21 protein-coding genes are annotated in these 17,487 nt (G+C 69.2%); 10 read left to right on the top strand and 11 right to left on the bottom strand.

Annotation, left to right across the window (positions count from 1 at the left end):
• Window positions 1-47: 47 nt before the first annotated feature.
• Window positions 48-1,238 carry a winged helix-turn-helix domain-containing protein gene (locus tag AC07NB_RS06035; RefSeq protein ID WP_494571282.1) on the bottom strand — a complete coding sequence of 397 codons (1,191 nt, stop codon included), beginning with the start codon at window positions 1,236-1,238 and terminating at the stop codon, window positions 48-50.
• Between the two features lie 55 nt (window positions 1,239-1,293).
• The gene (locus AC07NB_RS06030) at window positions 1,294-3,108 is read right to left on the bottom strand and encodes a vWA domain-containing protein (RefSeq protein ID WP_494571281.1); all 1,815 of its coding nucleotides are present in this window, start codon (window positions 3,106-3,108) and stop codon (window positions 1,294-1,296) included.
• A 149-nt stretch (window positions 3,109-3,257) separates the two neighbouring features.
• Here AC07NB_RS06030 and AC07NB_RS06025 point away from each other — a divergent pair, with 149 nt between their 5' ends.
• Window positions 3,258-5,123, top strand: a complete 1,866-nt coding sequence (locus AC07NB_RS06025) for a monovalent cation:proton antiporter-2 (CPA2) family protein (RefSeq protein WP_494571280.1) — start codon at window positions 3,258-3,260, stop codon at window positions 5,121-5,123.
• A gap of 58 nt (window positions 5,124-5,181) precedes the next feature.
• A complete protein-coding gene (locus AC07NB_RS06020) occupies window positions 5,182-5,682 on the top strand; it encodes a hypothetical protein (RefSeq protein ID WP_494571279.1) in 501 nt (166 codons plus the stop codon).
• A gap of 6 nt (window positions 5,683-5,688) precedes the next feature.
• Here AC07NB_RS06020 and AC07NB_RS06015 read toward each other — a convergent pair whose 3' ends face one another.
• Window positions 5,689-5,991 (bottom strand): UBP-type zinc finger domain-containing protein, encoded by a 303-nt coding sequence (locus AC07NB_RS06015; RefSeq protein WP_494571278.1) that lies wholly within the window; start codon window positions 5,989-5,991, stop codon window positions 5,689-5,691.
• Window positions 5,992-6,116: 125 nt separating this feature from the next.
• On the opposite strand from AC07NB_RS06015, the gene dusA reads away from it, so the two are divergent.
• A complete protein-coding gene (dusA, locus tag AC07NB_RS06010; protein WP_494571277.1) occupies window positions 6,117-7,148 on the top strand; it encodes a tRNA dihydrouridine(20/20a) synthase DusA in 1,032 nt (343 codons plus the stop codon).
• Between the two features lie 111 nt (window positions 7,149-7,259).
• Window positions 7,260-7,574, top strand: a complete 315-nt coding sequence (locus AC07NB_RS06005) for a hypothetical protein (protein ID WP_291840550.1) — start codon at window positions 7,260-7,262, stop codon at window positions 7,572-7,574.
• Here the strand turns inward: AC07NB_RS06005 and AC07NB_RS06000 are convergent.
• Entirely contained in the window at window positions 7,558-8,295 is a 738-nt protein-coding gene (locus AC07NB_RS06000; protein ID WP_494571276.1) for a DUF4126 domain-containing protein, read from the bottom strand. The two genes, AC07NB_RS06005 and AC07NB_RS06000, sit on opposite strands and share 17 nt — an antisense overlap.
• On the opposite strand from AC07NB_RS06000, the gene AC07NB_RS05995 reads away from it, so the two are divergent.
• Window positions 8,294-9,277, top strand: coding sequence for an SDR family oxidoreductase (locus tag AC07NB_RS05995; protein WP_494571275.1), 984 nt, complete (start codon window positions 8,294-8,296; stop codon window positions 9,275-9,277). The genes AC07NB_RS06000 and AC07NB_RS05995 overlap by 2 nt on opposite strands.
• Window positions 9,278-9,280: 3 nt before the next feature.
• On the opposite strand, the gene AC07NB_RS05990 is transcribed toward AC07NB_RS05995, so the two are convergent.
• The 7 genes from AC07NB_RS05990 to AC07NB_RS05960 form a co-directional block, all read right to left on the bottom strand.
• Window positions 9,281-9,799 carry a hypothetical protein gene (locus tag AC07NB_RS05990; protein WP_291840541.1) on the bottom strand — a complete coding sequence of 173 codons (519 nt, stop codon included), beginning with the start codon at window positions 9,797-9,799 and terminating at the stop codon, window positions 9,281-9,283.
• A gap of 66 nt (window positions 9,800-9,865) precedes the next feature.
• Complete coding sequence (locus tag AC07NB_RS05985; RefSeq protein ID WP_492313909.1) at window positions 9,866-10,153, bottom strand: GNAT family N-acetyltransferase; 288 nt, start codon at window positions 10,151-10,153, stop codon at window positions 9,866-9,868.
• A gap of 105 nt (window positions 10,154-10,258) precedes the next feature.
• A complete protein-coding gene (locus AC07NB_RS05980; protein ID WP_291835507.1) occupies window positions 10,259-10,663 on the bottom strand; it encodes a hypothetical protein in 405 nt (134 codons plus the stop codon).
• A gap of 15 nt (window positions 10,664-10,678) precedes the next feature.
• Window positions 10,679-11,332 carry a hypothetical protein gene (locus tag AC07NB_RS05975; protein ID WP_494571274.1) on the bottom strand — a complete coding sequence of 218 codons (654 nt, stop codon included), beginning with the start codon at window positions 11,330-11,332 and terminating at the stop codon, window positions 10,679-10,681.
• A 71-nt stretch (window positions 11,333-11,403) separates the two neighbouring features.
• A complete protein-coding gene (folB, locus tag AC07NB_RS05970) occupies window positions 11,404-11,799 on the bottom strand; it encodes a dihydroneopterin aldolase (RefSeq protein WP_492313907.1) in 396 nt (131 codons plus the stop codon).
• A 3-nt stretch (window positions 11,800-11,802) separates the two neighbouring features.
• Complete coding sequence (locus tag AC07NB_RS05965; protein WP_494571273.1) at window positions 11,803-12,561, bottom strand: SDR family oxidoreductase; 759 nt, start codon at window positions 12,559-12,561, stop codon at window positions 11,803-11,805.
• Window positions 12,554-12,685, bottom strand: a complete 132-nt coding sequence (locus AC07NB_RS05960) for a hypothetical protein (protein ID WP_291835515.1) — start codon at window positions 12,683-12,685, stop codon at window positions 12,554-12,556. Before AC07NB_RS05960 ends, AC07NB_RS05965 begins: the two co-directional genes overlap by 8 nt.
• 27 nt (window positions 12,686-12,712) lie before the next feature.
• Between AC07NB_RS05960 and AC07NB_RS05955 the strand changes: the two genes are divergently transcribed.
• From AC07NB_RS05955 to AC07NB_RS05935, 5 genes are all read left to right on the top strand, one after another.
• The gene (locus AC07NB_RS05955) at window positions 12,713-13,186 is read left to right on the top strand and encodes an NUDIX domain-containing protein (protein ID WP_494571272.1); all 474 of its coding nucleotides are present in this window, start codon (window positions 12,713-12,715) and stop codon (window positions 13,184-13,186) included.
• Window positions 13,187-13,245: 59 nt separating this feature from the next.
• Window positions 13,246-14,109 (top strand): alpha/beta hydrolase, encoded by an 864-nt coding sequence (locus AC07NB_RS05950; protein ID WP_494571271.1) that lies wholly within the window; start codon window positions 13,246-13,248, stop codon window positions 14,107-14,109.
• A 41-nt stretch (window positions 14,110-14,150) separates the two neighbouring features.
• Window positions 14,151-14,597, top strand: a complete 447-nt coding sequence (locus AC07NB_RS05945) for a DMT family transporter (protein ID WP_291835525.1) — start codon at window positions 14,151-14,153, stop codon at window positions 14,595-14,597.
• 50 nt (window positions 14,598-14,647) lie between these two features.
• The gene (uvrC, locus tag AC07NB_RS05940) at window positions 14,648-16,558 is read left to right on the top strand and encodes an excinuclease ABC subunit UvrC (RefSeq protein ID WP_291835550.1); all 1,911 of its coding nucleotides are present in this window, start codon (window positions 14,648-14,650) and stop codon (window positions 16,556-16,558) included.
• 172 nt (window positions 16,559-16,730) lie between these two features.
• Window positions 16,731-17,429: a hypothetical protein gene (locus AC07NB_RS05935; protein WP_494571270.1), complete on the top strand. Its 699-nt coding sequence runs from the start codon at window positions 16,731-16,733 to the stop codon at window positions 17,427-17,429.
• The last annotated feature ends 58 nt before the right edge of the window (window positions 17,430-17,487 follow it).

Here is a 17,487-nt window from a genome sequence, read left to right as displayed (position 1 = left end):
AGTGGACAGTCGTGTCCACTTAATCAAGGGGCGCCGCCCCGGACTTTTCAAAGCGCGCCGGCCAGGGCCTCCGCCAGATCGCCCTTGCCGACGACGTGGACGCCCCCCAGCCCCAGCCAGCCGGCCATCCGCTTCAGCTCGTCCGCCAGCCGCACGGCGGTGTCGGGCGTGGCGTCCGGTTCACGCCAGGCGGCCTGCACCAGCAGTTGACCGGCCTTGCGGTCCGCCTTCAGATCGACGCGCGCCGTGATGGCCTCGTCCTCCAGGAAGGGCAGGACGTAGTAGCCGTGCTCGCGCTTGTGGGCGGGGGTGTAGATCTCCAGCCGCACCCGCACGCCGAACAGCCGCTCGGTCCGGTCGCGCGCCCAGATCAGGTTGTCGAACGGCGACAGCAGGGCGACGCCCTCGACCTTCCTCGGGGTTCGGGCGCCCGGCGCCAGATAGGCGGCGTGACGCCAGCCCTTCACCGTCACCGGCGTCAGCTCCCCCGCCTCGACCAGTTCCGCGATCCGCGCCTTCGTCTCGGCCACGGGCATGCGGAACCAGTCGCGCAGGTCGGCCTCGGTCGCGACGCCGAGCGCCCGCGCGGCGATGCGGACCATCTCGCGCTGGGCGTCCGGTTCGTCGGGGGTCGGCAGGTCGAGGATGCGGTCGGGCAGGGCGCGCTCGGTCAGGTCATAGACCCGCTCGAAGCCGCGCCGGGTCTTGGTCGTGATCAGCCCGGCCCAGAACAGCCACTCGAGAGCGCGCTTGCCGTCCGACCACGACCACCAGCCGGGCTGGCCGCGCGGCCCTTGCGCGAAGTCGCCGCCGGTCACCGGGCCGCGCCGTTCGATCTCGGCCAGCACGCCGTCGATGTAGTCCCGCTTTTCGCGTCCGAACCGCGCCAAGCCGGTCCACATCGCCCCGTCGCGCGCCCGCGCCATACGCCAGCGGAACAGGGGTTGAAGCTCCATCGGCATCAGCGAGGCTTCGTGGCCCCAGTATTCGAACAGGCTGCGCCGCGCGCCCCAGGCCTCGGCCTCCAGTGCTTCTCGCGGATAGTCGCCCAGCCGCGAGAAGGCGGGCAGGTAGTGGGTGCGCGCCACCACATTGACGCTGTCGATCTGCACCACGCCCAACTTGCGGACGAGGTCGCGGACATGGCTCCGGCCGGGCGCCGCGGGGCGGGTCCGGCCGAAACCCTGGGCGGCCAGGGCGATGCGGCGGGCGGTCTTCAGGCTGATGGTTTCGGTCACCGGGTCAGCCTAGCCGAAGTCTGCCGCCACGCCATGGCAGGATGGCGGAAACCGGCTACGGAACCGTTCGGGCGGGCAGGCCCTGCGCGGCCCGGACCAGCTGCACGAACTCGGCCCGGTCGCCGTACGGGTCATCGCCGCGCGCGCCCTGCGCCTGCTCCAGGATCTGATCCCAGCCGTAGTCGACGGGCATCCACGGATCGCCGCGCAGGCGTTGACCGAAGGCCGCGACCGCCAGCGCCCAGCGCGTGCTTTCCGGCGGCTGGGTCGAGCGGGCCGGCTGGCCGCTGTTGGACACCACGCGCTGGATCAGGCGCGAGTCCGCCTCGCCCGGCAGCTTGTAGCGGACCTGGACGAAGCCGATCTCCCCATTCGGATCGCCGCCGCCGACGCCGATGCGGTTCTGGTCGTAGCGCCGCTCGGGGATCTGGCTCGGTCCGCCGACGGGCGTGATTTCGTACAGGGCGGTCACCGAGGCGCCGGAGCCGACCTCGCCCGCATCGACGCGGTCGTTGTTGAAGTCTTCCTCGTTCAACATCCGGGTCTCATAGCCGATCAGCCGGTATTCGCTGACCCGCGCCGGATTGAACTCGACCTGGATCTTCACATCGTCGGCGATCGGGAAGGCGCCGCGGTCGAACATCGGCCCGAACAGGCGGCGCGCCTCGTTCAGGTCGTCGACATAGGCCGCCGTCCCGTTGCCGGCCTGGGCGATCGTCTGCATGCGGGCGTCCTGGTAGTTGCCGCGCCCGAAGCCGTAGACGGACAGGTAGATCCCGGTCGCGCGCTTGGCGGCGACGTAGTCCTCCAGCCGCTGGTTCTCGGTCACGCCGACGTTGAAGTCGCCGTCGGTGAACATCAGGATGCGGTTGACCTTGTCGGCCCCGAACGCGGCCTCGGCCTGCTGATAGGCGTTGACCATGCCCTGGGCTCCGGCGGTCGAACCGCCGGCGTTCAGGGCCGCCACGGCGCAGCGCAGCTTCAGCTTCTGGTCGCCCGGCGTCGGGCCGACGGCGGTGCCGACGTCGGAGGCGTAATAGGTCACCGCCACCCGGTCCTGGGGCCGCAGCCGGTCGATGATCAGGTTCATGGACCGCTGCGCCAGCGCCAGCTTGTCCGGCGAGTGCATCGAACCCGAGACATCGACCATGAAGGTCAGGTTCAGGGGCCGCCGCTGTGCCGCGGGCAGTTCATAGCCCTGCAGGCCGACGTGGACGATCTGGCGGCCCGGCGACCACGGCGCGGCCGCGACGACGGTGGTGATCGCGAACGGCTGACTGGCCGAGGTCGGACGGTCGTACCCGTAGTCGAAATAGTTGATCAGCTCCTCGACCCGCACGGCGTCGGCGGGCGGCGCGCGACCCTCGTCGATGAAGCGCCGGACGTTGGAATAGCTGGCCGTGTCCACGTCGATCGAGAAGGTGGACACCGGTTCGTCGGCGACGCGGCGCACGGGATTGGGCGTGGCGTCCGGGTAGCGCTCTGTATCCGGCGTCGGCCGGGGGGCGACCGAGGGGTGCATCACCGGAGGAGCGACGGCGTACTGGGGGGTGGCGGCCCGCGCCTCAAGGCGCGGAATCGGTGAGGGCGCGACCGGCGGGGGCGGGGGCGGAGGAGGTGGCGGAGGCGGCATGGGCATTGAGGATTGCGGTCCAGTGCGTCTCATCCGCGTACCCGTGACGACGACATCGCCCTGAGCGACCTCCCGCTGCAGGGTGATCCCGACCTCACGGCAGGCCGCGACCGAGACTTCGCCGTCTCGCGCCAGCCGCCTTTGCGGCGCGCCCGCGGGAGGCGGCGGCGCGGCGCCCATGATCATGAGGGCGCTCATCGCCACGACGGTGGCGGACTTCAGCGGGCTGTGGGTCATCACGCATCTCCCTTTGGCTCTGACGGGCATCAGGGAGTTCAGCCTCGGGCCAAACTGTGGCGGGCGGACCTGACGAAGTCTGACGGCGCGGGGTGGCGATTCACGCCGTCGCGCCCCACTATGGAGCCTCGACTGACGAGGGGATGACAATGGCCGATGCGACCGGCGGACTCGAGCTGGGCCATGTGGCGGCGCTGCTGGCGGCGGGCGTCGTCGCCGTACCGCTGTTCCGCAGGCTGCAACTGGGCTCGGTGCTCGGCTACCTGGCCGCCGGCCTGGCGATCGGCCCGTTCGGCGTCGGCCTGTTCACCGAGCCCGAGGTCATCCTTCACGTCGCCGAGTTCGGGGTGGTCATCTTCCTGTTCATCATCGGACTGGAGATGCGGCCCAGCCGGTTGTGGAGCCTGCGCAAGGACATCTTCGGCCTCGGCGCGGCCCAGGTGCTGGGCGCCGGCCTGCTGCTGACCTTCACCGGCATGGCCGCGGGCCTGTCGGTTCCGGTGGCCTTCGTCGCGGCCATGGGCTTCGTGCTCAGCTCCACCGCCGTGATCATGCAGATGCTGGATGAGCGTGGGGAGATGTCCGCGCCCTCGGGCCAGCGCGCCGTCTCCATCCTGCTGCTGGAAGACCTCGCCATCGTGCCGTTGCTGGCCGTGGTCGCCGTCATGGCCTCGGTCATGGGACTGGCGGGCGAGGCGGCGCCGCCCCTGTGGCGCACGGTCGGCCTCGCGATCGGCGCGGTGGCCATCGTCTTCCTGGCCGGCAAATTCCTGATCAATCCGATCTTCCGCCTCCTGGCCCGCTATGGCGGACGCGAAGTGATGACCGCCGCGGCCCTGCTGGTCGTGGTGGGCGCCGCCTGGCTGATGGACCTGGGCGGCCTGTCGATGGCCATGGGCGCCTTCCTCGCCGGCGTGCTGATGTCGGAGTCCACCTTCCGGCACCAGCTGGAGGCGGACGTCGAGCCCTTCCGCGCCATCCTGCTGGGCCTGTTCTTCCTCAGCGTCGGCATGTCGCTGGACCTCGGCGTGGTGCTGGCCGACTGGCAGGTCGTGGTCGGGGGCGTCATCGCCTTCATGGCCGTGAAGGCCGTGGCCATCTATGGCGTCGCCCGCATCTTCAAGGCCAGCGAGCGCGAGGCCGTGGAACGCGCCGTCCTGTTCGCCCAGGGCGGGGAGTTCGCCTTCGTCCTGTACGCCGCCGCCCTGACCACCGGGGTCTTCGACGCACGCATCTCGGGCATCGCCACCGCCGTGGTCATCCTGTCGATGGTGCTGACGCCGCTGACCACCCTGCTGGTCGGCCGCCTGATGCCCGCCTCGACCCTGAACCCCGAGGATGCGGACGGCGTCGACAAGGCCAAGAACCTGCGCGAGCGGGTTCTGATCATCGGTTTCGGCCGCTTCGCCCAGGTGGTCTCCCAGCCTCTGCTGGCCCGCGACGTGGATGTCTCCATCATCGATCTGGACGTGGAGATGATCCAGGCCGCCGGCAATTTCGGCTTCAAGGTCTACTACGGCGACGGGACCCGGCTGGACGTGCTGCGCGCCTCGGGCGCCGGCAACGCCGAGACCATCCTGGTCTGCGTCGACAAGCAGGCGGACGCGGACAAGATCGTCGAACTGGTCAAGGCCGAGTTCCCGCTGACCAAGCTGTTCGTCCGCGCCTACGACCGGGGCCACGCCATCCGCCTGGTCCAGGCCGGGGTCGAGTATCAGCTGCGCGAAACCTTCGAAAGCGCCCTGGTGTTCGGCTATCAGGTGCTGATCGACCTGGGTTTCACCCACGAACAGGCCGGAGAGACCATCGAGGACGTCCGCCGCCGCGACGAGGAACGCCTGTCCATCCAGATGGTCGAGGGCATTCAGGGCGGGCGGTCGCTGATGCGGGGCAACATCCGCACCACCAAGCCGGAGCCCTACATCAAGCCCCGTCGCGAGGGGCAGGCCCTCAACGAGGAAGCGGCCGAAGCCCTCGAGGAAGAGGAAGAAGAGCGCGAGAAGGCCGGCGTTTGATCCATCACGGCGCCGGCGCGTTCAGCCTCGGGGTCGCAGCAATCTTCAGGAGCCCAGAATGTCGAAGCTGTCCGCCGTCGCCGTTTCGCTTGCCGTCTTCTCCCTGGTCGCCGCCTGTTCGCCGCCGGCCGAAGCTCCGGCCGCGCCCGCCGAACCGGCCGCAGCTGCGCCCGCGCCGTTGCCGACTGTCGACGCCGCGGCGCTGCAGGCCATCCTGTCGCCCGATGAAACCCTGTCGGTGATAGAGCTTCCGCGCGAGGGTTCGACCACGGTCAGGGGCGAGGTCAAGGGTTACAAGTCCACCGTCTGGGCCGTCCCGGTGGCGGCGGGGCAAACCCTGACGGCGACCTTCGCGCCCTCGAACACCAACCTCTACATCAACGTCATCGACGCGGCGGACACCAGCGGCGCCGCCGTCCATGCCGGAGAGACCGCCGGCGCGACGGCGACGGTCACCGCGGAGAAGGGTGCGATCTACATCATCCGGCCCTTCCAGCCTCGCGCCATGGCGCGTCGTGACGAGACCGGTGGCTACAGCCTGACCATCGCCCGGCGCTGAGCCGGGCTAGAAGAATTTGGGGATCGGCCCGAGCTGCGGCGTCTGGTCGGGCAGGTCGACGAACTCCTCGTCCGCGTAACACCAGCCCCACCCCTCGGGCGGGTCGTAGCCTTCGATGATCGGATGGTGGGTGGCCTGATGGTGCGCGGTCGCGTGGCGGCTGGGCGAGTCGTCGCAGCAGCCGACATGGCCGCAGCTTCGGCACAGGCGCAGATGCACCCACCAGCCGCCGGTCTTCAGGCATTCCTCGCAGCCCTTCGATCCCGGGGTGACCCGGTTCACGGTGGCCAGATGTCCGCAGCCCGCCATGGTCTGTTCTCCTGTCGTGGAACCGAGGTTCGCCCTGTCGAGGACCCCGTGCAAGCGCTCCGGTCGCCTTCCGGGTCCGGATGACGTAAAAGCCGCCGCCTTCGTCTTCCAAACGGCCGTCTCGCTTGTCCGACCCGCTCGCCCTCTCCCGCCGCCTCTCCGTCGCTCCGATGATGGACTGGACCGACCGGCACTGCCGCGCCTTCCACCGCGCCATGTCGGCGCGCGCGCTGCTTTATACCGAGATGGTCACGGCGCCCGCGGTGGTGCACGGCGACCGGGACAAGCTGCTGGGTTTCGACGCGGTCGAGCATCCGGTGGCCCTGCAACTGGGCGGCTCCGACCCCGCGCAATTGGCCGAGGCCGCCCGCATCGGCGAGCAGTATGGCTATGACGAGATCAATCTGAACGTCGGCTGTCCGTCTGACCGGGTCCAGTCGGGCAAGTTCGGCGCCTGCCTGATGCGCGAGCCGGAACTGGTCGCCGACTGCATGGCGGCCATCAAGGAGGCGGTCTCGGTTCCCGCCACCGTCAAATGCCGCATCGGGGTGGACGATCAGGACCCTGAGGTCAGCCTGTTCGCCACCGTGGACGCCAGCGCAGCGGTCGGGATCGACACCTTCATCGTCCACGCCCGCAAGGCCTGGCTGAAAGGCCTCTCGCCCAAGGAAAACCGGGACGTTCCGCCGCTGGACTACGCCCTGGTCCGCCGCCTGAAGCGTGAGCGGCCCCACCTGTCGATCAGCATCAACGGCGGCATAGCGTCACTCGACGAGGCCGAAGCGCATCTTGACGACGCTGACGGGGTGCGGCTGGACGGGGTCATGCTGGGCCGCGCCGCCTATCACGAGCCCGCGCTGCTGGGGCAGGCCGACCGGCGTCTGTTCGGGTCGGCGGGGGCCGACGTGGACGCCTTCGAGGCGCTGGAGCGCTACCGTCCCTATCTGCGGGCGCGGCTGGAGGAGGGCGTGCACCTGGCCCACATGACCCGCCACATGCTGGGCGTCATGCACGGTCGGCCGGGCGCGCGCGCCTTCCGCCGCATCCTGACCGTCGAGGGGGTGAAGTCCGGCGCCGGCCTTGAGGTCGTCGATCGCGCCGCCGACGCCGTACGCGAGGCCGAGGCGCGTCTCGAGGCACACGACGACGCGGCCTGACCGCGTTCACCTGAGGCGTGAAAGCCACAGCCCCGCTTTTGTGAAATCCGTCCGCGTGAGGACGGGAACTCCGACGAGTCAGCCCGCATTGGCTTGGCAGGAGACACCGCCATGCCCAAGCGCTCGCCGCCTTCTCAACCCGATCTGCGCCTCGTCCAGGCCGAGGCTGAAATCTACGACCTGATGCGGACGCCGGAGACCACGGCGGACCGCGTCCGTCGGCTTCAGATGGAAGCCCGTGCGCTGGCCGTCGAGCAGGTCGAGGCGCTGGAGGCGGTCCTGATGCAGGCGGCGGCTCTGGCCCGCGAGATTGCCGAGGGCGGCGACGCCTATCCGGTGGGCGCGCGTGAGCTGGCCGGGCGGCTGGCTTCTGACCTTCCCTCCAAGTCCGAGACGCTCAAGGCGATCGTCAGCCGGGCGCTCTGACTCGTCCCGCGTCGCGGCCGCGCAGACGGTTGGCCAGCCGAAAGACGATGACCGCCAGCACGATCAGCGCCAGCGGGATGAGGATCGGCGCGAGGAAGGCGACGATCACGGTCAGGACCGCCAGGACGTCCTCGATCAGGGACACCACCGGATTGCCCAGCCCGGCCGTGGTCGCGGTCGATCCGACCCGCACCCCGGTCTGGGCGGCGTTGAAGGCCAGCGCCGCGGGCGCTCCTACGATGACCCCGGCGATGGCCGCCGTCGTCGGATCCACGGCCCAGAACACGCTGCCCGCCGCCACCGCTCCGGCTACCGGTCGCGTCACATAGCCGATCGCGTTCAGCGCATGGTCGACCGCCGGGACCTTGTCGCCGGCGAATTCGGCCACGGCCGCCGTGCCCAGGGCCGCGATGGCGGGCCACGAAACCAGCCAGTCCATCTGATCGATCAGCCGCACGCCGAACAGCTCGAACTTCGCCGCCAGCGCCAGCATCAGCAACGGCAGGAAGGTGCGCAGCCCCGTCGCCGAGGCCAGGCCGAGTCCCAGCAGGGCCGGCAGGATCCAGGTCTGCAGCGGCCCCGCCGCGGCGCCCAGGGTGTTCAGGTCCAGTTCCGGCATCTCGCCTCCCTCCAGCCGCTTCGGCTGGTCGAACACCATAATGCGCTGGAACGGTCGGCGCTCCCTCGGCTTTCCCTTCACCAGCTGAAGGAGAATCGACATGGATGACCGCTTCGAACCTCGCGCCGATACCATCGCCGATCAGGAGCGGAAGATTCAGGCTGTGATCGACGCCAAGGGCTCCTCGGGCGATAGCGAGAAGAAGGGCGCGGTCCAGGCCGGCGCGCGGAAATACCCTGAACCGCCGTTCCCGAAACAGCACCAGCGCAAGCCTGGCGAGGAGTTCAGGCTCGATCCCGCGCCGATGTACGAGGCGCCCTTCTGGAAGGGCTCGGGCAAGCTGGAGGGTTTGGCGGCGATCATCACGGGCGGCGATTCCGGCATCGGCCGCGCCGTCGCTGTCCTGTTCGCCCGCGAAGGCTGTGACATCGCCCTCTGTCATCTGGACGAGGAAAGAGACGCCGAGGATACGAAGAAGGCCGTCGAGGCCGAGGGCCGCAAGGCCATCGTGCTCAAGGGCGACGTCTCGGATCCCGCCTTTGCGACGGCGGCGGTGAAATCGGCGCTCGACGCCTTCGGGCGGCTGGATGTCGTCGTCCCCAACGCCGCCTTCCAGGAGCATGTGGAAACGCTGGAGGACCTGACGTTCGAACATTTCGACCGGACGCTGAAGACCAATCTCTACGGCTATTTCAACCTGGTGAAGGCGGCGGTCCCGCACTTGCGGCCCGGCTCGGCCATCGTAATGACCGGCTCGGTCACGGGCATCATGGGGAACGAGGACTTGCTGGACTATTCGATGACCAAGGGCGGCATCCATGCCTTCGCCCGGTCCTTGGGCACGCATCTGGCCCCTCGGGCGATCCGTGTGAACGTGGTCGCGCCGGGGCCGGTCTGGACGCCGCTGAACCCGGCCGACAAAGACGCCGAGGCGACTTCGAAATTCGGCTCAGGGACCGTCATGAAGCGTCCCGCCCAGCCCGAGGAAATCGCGCCCGCCTTCGTCTTCCTCGCCTCGCGCCAGTGCTCCAGCTACATCACCGGCGAAGTTCTGCCGATCATCGGCGGCTACGGAGGCGGCTGACGCCTAGCGGCCCTTGCCGGGGGCGGCGGAGGCGGCGCCCTTGTCCGGCCAGGCCTTTTCCGTCACCAGCTCGCAGGTGCCGATGAAGCGGTCCAGCTGCGCGCGGAGGTTGGTCAGATTGACCCCGCCCGTCAGCTCGACCGCCCGTTCGACGACGTAGTCTTCGCCATCGGCCATGTCCGCCACGAAATTGTGGATCAGTTCGGATTCCAGCCGCCGGGCGCGAGCGGCGTCGTCGATCTCGAACAGGGCGTTGAAGGTCATCTCCTTGCAGCGCAGGGCCGGGCCCCGACCGTTGCAGTCCTTGCCGCCGATCAGGACCTTCAGCCAGCCGTCGAAGGTGGCGTAGACCTCCAGCGTTCCGTCATCGGGGCGCAGCACCTCGTCGACCACGCCGTTCTCGGCGGCGACCAGGGTGCGGGCTTCGGCCTCGCTCCAGTCGCTCCAGACCTGCGCGGCGGCCATGCCGGGCGCGGCCATGACGCAGACGGCCGCGACGGCGGCCAGATGGCGAACGATCATGTGAAAACTTCCCCCTGAGCGGGGCAGTCCAGCACAGGCTCCGGCGCAAGGCCAGTCGGGCGCGGCTCAGGCCAGGACGTCGTCGTACTCAGGGTGGCGACGGTGCCACAGGACCGCATAGCTGCAACGCGGTTGGAGTTTCAGCCCCTCGGCGCGGGCGTGGCCGGCCAACGCCTGCATGAATCGCCCGGCCGCGCCCCCGCCCCGCAGGGCGGGATCGGCCTCGACATGCAGGATCACCCGGACGTCGTCCTGCGTCGCATAGTCGGCGAAGACCGTGCGCATCTCGCCCTCGGAATCGGCGAAGCCCTGTTCAAAGCGCTGTTCGGCGCGAACGTCACGAAAGGTGGTCATGCGGAACTCCTGACTCTTGTCGGCGAACCGACATGCCCCCAATCCGCGCGCCGTCCTGGCGTTCCTGGAAAACCGCGAGTCGCCGACGTCCGTGGTTCCGTCGCCTCAGGGCGCGCGGTCGTTGAGCAGGTTCAGCAGGCCGAGGATGCTCTTCACCGTGAACCAGACGGTGATCAGCAGCCACAGGATGCCGAAGAGGATCAGGAAGGGAATGCCCACCAAGATCATCGACAGCACCGCGCTGACCGCCAACCCGATCCAGCAGCCGATCGTCCACCAGAAGACCGACCAGAACAGCTTGATCTGCGCATCCAGATGGTCGCGCGAGAGGCCGGTGGCGGTGTCGCGCGAGGCGTAGGCGACCACCAGGCCGACCAGCACCAGGATGTTCGCGCTCGGAATGGACAGGATGTAGAGGGCCCAGGTGATCAGCGCCGGAACCCTGCCGCCGTCGCCGCTTCCGCTGTCAAAGCGCGGCGTGTCAGAATCCTGAGGGGGCACATGCGACATCGGGTTGTCTCTCTTTCAGATCCACCAGCTTCGTGGGCTGGAAATGGAGCGGCCTGATTTCAGGTTCCAGACGCCGGTGGCGCCGCGCAGCACGACCCACAGCGCCGCCAGGAACAGGATGGGCACGCCCAGGGCGAAGGGCGCCGCCAGCAGGATCACCCCCGCCACGACCGCCACCGCCGCGGCCCACAGGGTCCGCTGCTGATAGATGAAGTGCGACCGCGCCAGGGCGTCGTCCGGACCGGGCCGTCCGGTCACGGCGAACAGGGCGATCACCGCCGAAGCGCCCAGCGTCGGCACGGCCAGCAGGATCAGGGCGTAGACGGCGTACAGGCCCATGCCGCCGGGCGGGTCCTTGACCGGCGCGGCGCGCGAACGCGAATGGCCGGTGAAGTCGGGCGAGGCCTCGAAGATCGAATCGGCGGAGGCCGGGCGCCGGTCGGGCGTCGCCGGCTCCGGGGGCTTCGCACGGAGGGGCGGAGGATCGAACAGATCGGGTTCGGGTTCCGGCTGCGGAGCCGCCTGGGGTTCCGGTTCCGGCTCCGGTTCGGGCGTGGGCTCGGGCTCCGGCGTCACGTCGCGCGGACGGCCCTCGAGCGCCGCCGCTGAGGCGAAGCCGACATGATCATCATGATCATCAGGGTGTTGGGGATCGCCGGGTTCGGCCATCGGGGGTCCTTCGAGTCCGTCCTCAGGTATGACGGTCCGGCTCGCGGGGCGCAACCGCCAGAGTCCGGAGACTAGCGGCTCATCACCAGTTCGCAGCCCGGAACCTCGTCGCCGCCCAGGGCGCCCGGCTTCTCGACCCGCACGGTGCAGCGCCGCACGCGCGCATCCCCAAGCATGGCCACGGCCAGCCGTTCGGCGAAGGTCTCGACCAGGCCCACGTGGCCCTCGGCGACGATGGCGCGCGCGGCCTCGGCCACGGTCTCGTAGTTGATGGTGTCGCTCAGCCGCTCGATCGGTGCGGGCGTCAGATCCAGCGTCACATCGATGACCAGCCGCTGCAGCCGGCCCTGTTCATGGTCGTAGACGCCGATGCCGGCGGCGACCTCCAGCCCTTTGACGAAGACGGTCAGCCCCTCGCGGACCGGCGCGCCAGGGGCGGGGAAGGGCAGGGGAGACGGTGCGGCCACGGGCTACTCCACAATGTCCGGGGTTCGCCAGGCCAGGTGCTGGCCCCCGTCGACAGCGATCATCTGGCCCGTCACGAGGTCGGCTTCAACCAGCCAGCGCACCGCTGCGGCCACGGCTTCGGGGCTGCCCGCCCGTTCCAGCGGCACGGCGGCGGCCTCGGCGGCGAAATCTTCGGGGCTTTGATGGATGGAGGGCAGGGTCGGACCGGGGCCCACGCCGTTGACGCGAATACGCGGCGCCAGCGCCTGCGCCATCGTCCGCGTCGCCCACCACAGGCCGTTGCGCGACAGGGCGTAGGAGAAGAAGCGGGGATCGGGTTTCAGCACCCGCTGGTCCAGCAGGTTGATGATGCAGCCGCCGTCCGGCGCCTGGGCCGCGAAGGCCTCGGCCAGCACCACGGGCGCCCGCAGATTGGTCTCGATATGCGCGTCCCAGGTCTCGCGCCCCAGCGTCCCGACCCGATCGTCCTCGAAGATGGAGGCGTTGTTGACCAGCACGGCCAGCGGACCGATGGCCTCGGCGGCGGCGGGAACGATCCCGCGCACCTCGGCCTCGACCGACAGGTCGCCGTGGACGACGGCCGCCCGGCGACCCAGGGCGCGCACCTCTTCGGCCACGGCCTCAGCCGCCTCCTTCGACCCGCGATAGTGGATCACGATGTCGAAGCCGGCGCGCGCCAGCTCCAGACAGATCGCCTTTCCGATCCGCTTGCCGCCGCCGGTGACCAGCGCGGCGCCGCGATCGGCGGCGGACTTAGTCAACCCGGCCGAACTCGACGAAGTTGATGAGGGCGAGGACGGCGATGAAACCGAAGATGATGTAGAGGGCCAGCATGGGAAGCTCCTTGATGCGACCGGCAATAAAGCGGCGTGCCTCGCTGTTCAAGGATGCATCAGGGCGTATCGTCGCCGCATGACGACGTGGCGCGCCCGCATCGAGCCCTTCACCCGGCCCCTGTTCTTCGCCTTCGCCCGCGCCAGCCGGGGCATGACCCTGGGCGTGCGGGGCGTCGCGGTGGACGGCGAGGGGCGGGTGCTGCTGGTCAAGCACACCTATGTCCACGGCTGGTGGCTGCCCGGCGGCGGGGTCGAGCGCGGCCAGACCGCCGAGGACGCCCTGATCCGCGAGATGCGCGAGGAGGCCGGGCTGATCGTCGAAGGGCGGCCGATCCTGGTCAGCGCCCATTCCAACGAACGCTATTTCCGCGGCGATCATGTGCTGGTCTACCGTATCGACCGCTTCACCCTGACCGACCGCTCCAGCCACGGCGAGATCGCCGACATCGGCTGGTTCGACCCCGCCGCCCTGCCTGAGGACACCCATCGCGCCACCCGGACCCGGCTGGCGGAGGTGTTCGGCGCGAACGAGGCCACGCCGCACTGGTGACGACGGAAAGAGGTCAAGCTTGGCGTTGAAAACCCTCGGGGGCTTAGGGAGACACATCTATGCGTGAACTGGATCGCCGCGCGGCCCTGATCGCGGGTATGGCCGCCACCTTCGCCGCCGGGGCCGCCGCTGCGCAGGATCGTCCTCGACTGCTCGGTCGCCGCCGAGGGCGGGGGGACGGCGCCTCCGACGCACCGCACCTTTCGATCTCGACCGGGCCCGATCCGCAGCAGGCCTATGACCTCTACAGCGGCGGTCCGGATACCGGGCCTGTTCTGGCCTTCATCCATGGAGGCGGCTGGTCGAGGGGCGACCGGAGCATGGTGCACGGCCTGCCGGAGTACGCCCGCCGTCACGGTCTGACGTTCGCCTCCATCGGCTACCGGCTGGTCCCGCAGGTGACGCCGCGCGAGCAGGCGCAGGACGTGGCCGCCGCCGTCGCGGGACTGAAACGCACCCATCCGGGGCGCCCGTTGTTCCTGATCGGCCATTCCGCCGGGGCTCATCTGGCCGCGCTGGTCGGGGCCGATCCGGCCTACCTGGCCGGGCAGGGGCTGCAGCCGTCGGACCTGGCGGGCATCATCCTGCTGGACGGCGCGGGCTATGACGCCACCGGCGATCGGGGCGGGCGGCTGCTGGGCGATCTGTACGGCGCCGCCTTCGGCGATCAGGCCGCGGAGCTGTCGCCGATCCTGCTGATCCGGTCCGGCGTGACCTATCCGCCCTATCTGATCTTCCACATCGCGAGCCGCGCCGATTCGAAGCGTCAGAGCGAGGCTCTGGCCGCCGCCTTGATCCGCGCGGGCGGCCGGGCCGAGGTGGTCGCCGCTCCGGGTGACAGCCACCGCGACATCAATGTCGACTTCGGCAAGGCGGGCGATGCGGAAGGCGAGCGCGCCGCGCGCTTCATGCTCGACCGCTGACGACCGGTGCGCGTCGCATCGGGAGGTGGTAGCCAGACAACATGAACCCGATGCTGCTTTCCATGATCGCCGTCGTCCTTGCGGGGGGCGCCACCGCGCTTCAGGCCCCGACCAACGCGAAGATGATGACCGCCGTCGGGTCGCCCGTGAACGCCGCCTTCGTGTCGTTCGCGGTGGGAACGGCGGCGCTGGGCGTCATGGCGGTGATCCTGCAGACCAAGCCGGACATGGCCGCCGCGCGCGGCCTGCCCTGGTACGCCTGGATCGGGGGGCTGTACGGCGCGATCTTCGTGGTCGCGGCGGCCTGGGGCGTGCCGCGTCTCGGCGTCGCCCTGACCATCACCCTGATGGTCGCCGGCCAACTGCTGATCGGCCTGATCCTGGATCAGATCGGCGCCTTCGGCGCGCCCCAGCACCCGATCAGCCTGGGCCGACTGGCCGGGGTGGCCCTGGTCATCGGCGGCGTCCTGATGGTCCGGCGCTTCTAGACCGGCTGCTGACGCTTCGCGGCGGCGCTGGGACGCCTATATTGCTTCCGATGACCGAGGAGACGCCCACGACTGATTCGCCGCTCCCGGAGTCGCCCCTGAGCGCCGCCGACCTGATCCGCGACGAAGCCCGTCGCGCGCCGGACAAGCCCGGCGTCTACCGGATGTACGGCGAGGACGGCGCCTGCCTGTACGTCGGCAAGGCGCGGTCGCTGAAGAAGCGCATCCTCCAGTACGCGCAGGGCCGGTTCCACACCCAGCGCATCGGCCTGATGGTCTCTCTCACCCGCTCGATGGAGCTGGTGGTCACGGCGTCCGAGACCGAGGCCCTGCTGCTGGAATCCAACTTCATCAAGAAGCTGAAGCCGCGGTTCAACGTCGTCCTGCGCGACGACAAGTCGTTCGCCGAGCTGATGATCCGCCGCGACCACCGCGCCCCCCAGGTCCGCAAGCATCGCGGCGCCCACACCATCAAGGGCGACTATTTCGGCCCCTTCGCTTCGACCTGGGCGGTGAACCGGACCCTGACCACCCTGCAAAAGGCCTTCCTGCTCCGGTCGTGCTCAGACAGCGTCTACGAGACCCGCACCCGGCCGTGCATGCTGCACCAGATCAAGCGCTGTTCGGCCCCCTGTACGGGCCTGATCAGCCTGGAGGATTACGGCGAGCTGGTCAGCGAGGCCGAACAGTTCCTGCGCGGCAAGTCGCGCGCGGTCATCGGCCGCCTGTCCAAGGAGATGCAGGCCGCGTCCGACGACATGGACTTCGAACAGGCCGCCCGCGTCCGCGATCGTATCCGCGCCCTCTCGGCCATCTCGATGGAGAACTCCGTCAGCGCCGAGGGTGTGGCCGAGGCCGACGTCTTCGCCCTGCATTCCGACGGCGGGCAGGCCTGCGTGCAGGTCTTCTTCTATCGCGGCGGCCAGAACTGGGGCGGGCGCGCCTACTTCCCGCGCGTGGACAAGACCGACACCGATCCAGAAATCCTCGCCGCCTTCCTGGGCCAGTTCTACGAGGACAAGCCGGTCCCGCGTCAGATCCTGTCCAACGTCGTCCCGTTCGAGAAGGAACTGCTGGAAGAGGCCTTCTCGATGAAGGCCCGTATCGTCGACGGCCGCCGCGTCGTCAGCATCGAGAAGCCCGCCCGGGGCGACCGCAGGGCGCTGGTCGATCACGCCCTGACCAACGCCCGCGAGGCGCTGGGCCGCAAGATGGCGGAGAGCTCGGCCCAGTCGAAGATCCTGGACGAGGTTTGCGAGGCCTTCGGGCTGGATTCGCGCCCCGAGCGGATCGAGATCTACGACAACGCCCACATCTCCGGGACCAACGCCGTGGGCGGCATGGTCGTCGCCGGACCCGAGGGCTTCCGCAAGAACCAGTACCGCAAGTTCAACATCCGGGGCGAAGACCTCACCCCCGGCGACGACTACGGCATGATGCGCGAGGTCATGCGGCGACGCTTCACCCGCCTGGTCAAGGACGAGGATGAGGGCGAGGAGGTCGAACGCCCCGACCTGTTGCTGATCGACGGCGGGGCCGGCCAACTGGCCGAGGTGCAGGCGGTTCTGGCCGATCTGGGGCTGGACGACATCCTCGCCGTCGGCGTGGCCAAGGGGCCGGACCGCGACGCGGGCAAGGAGCATTTCTTCATGCCGGGCAAGGCGCCCTTCATGATGCCGCTGAAGTCGCCGGCGCTCTATTACATTCAGCGCCTGCGCGACGAGGCGCACCGTTTCGCCAACGGCGCCCACGCCAAGCGGCGCTCCATGGACATCAAGAAGAACCCGCTCGACGAGATCGAGGGCATCGGCCCCGGCCGCAAGAAGGCGCTTCTGCACGCCTTCGGTTCGGCCAAGGGCGTCGGTCGGGCGTCGGTCGCCGACCTGATCCAGGTCGAGGGCGTCAGCCAGGCGCTGGCCGAACGCATCCACGGTTTCTTCCATCCCGAGGCGAACCGCTAGATCGAGGCGCGGCCCGATACGAGGTGCGGGGCGATGACCGTCGCTCCCGCAGGGATCGAAATTATATACAGATACCACCATAGGTCATTGACCGGTGTTCTTCAGTCTGTTTCTTGAGCGGCGGATCGTGGCTGTCACGCTCCATTGAACCGTCGGAATTGGACCCTCTCAGATGTCGAGTGCACCCGGTCAAACCTCTCAGGCGCAGGCGCTTATTCCGTACACGGGCTTCTATGTCGTGGACGCGATGACCAACGCCTTCGTCATGGTCGATACCCATGAAGTCTGGACGGCGTCGCCGACAGGCGGTCAGTCGCAATATTTCGGCACCATCACCCTCTGCCCGGACGGCGTAACGTCCAACAAGTTCGAGATCGGCGCCGGGGCGAGCTTCGACGGCACGACCCTGACCGTCTCCGATGGCCAAGGCGGCGCTGCGGCCACCCTCGCCTTCAGCAGCACCTCATCGGGGGTCAGCCTGAGCGGCGCGCTGTACGGCGCTCAGGTGAAAGGGACCACGCCGTTCGGGCCGGTTCTGCTGCCGCTCTGGACCGGGACCTACTATCAACAGGGGGCGGTTGAGCACCACGGCGGCCTTCTGCACTACCCCTATACCCCGGCCCTGCAGGTCAACCCCGACGGCTCCATGCTGTACACCGCCACCCAGGGCGGCGAGATGAAGCCCGTGTCGTCCTACTGGTACGACTACGGCATGTTCGTGATCGGACTGATGGGTGTCGGTGCGGCGGGCAGCCCCCCCAAGCTTTACGAGATGGGCACTTCGTCCGGCTGGGGCCGGGTGGCCGGTGACGCGGACAGCGGCGTGATGCTGGTCAGCCTTCAACTGCAGCAGCTGGCTCCGAATCTGTGACCCCTGCAGCCCGCCGCGCGACCTCTCCTCGCGGCGGGCGAGGGCATCTCCCCTAACG

Source organism: Brevundimonas sp. GW821-FHT09G01, from assembly GCF_059416065.1.
This window is presented reverse-complemented; position numbering and strand designations above follow the sequence as displayed.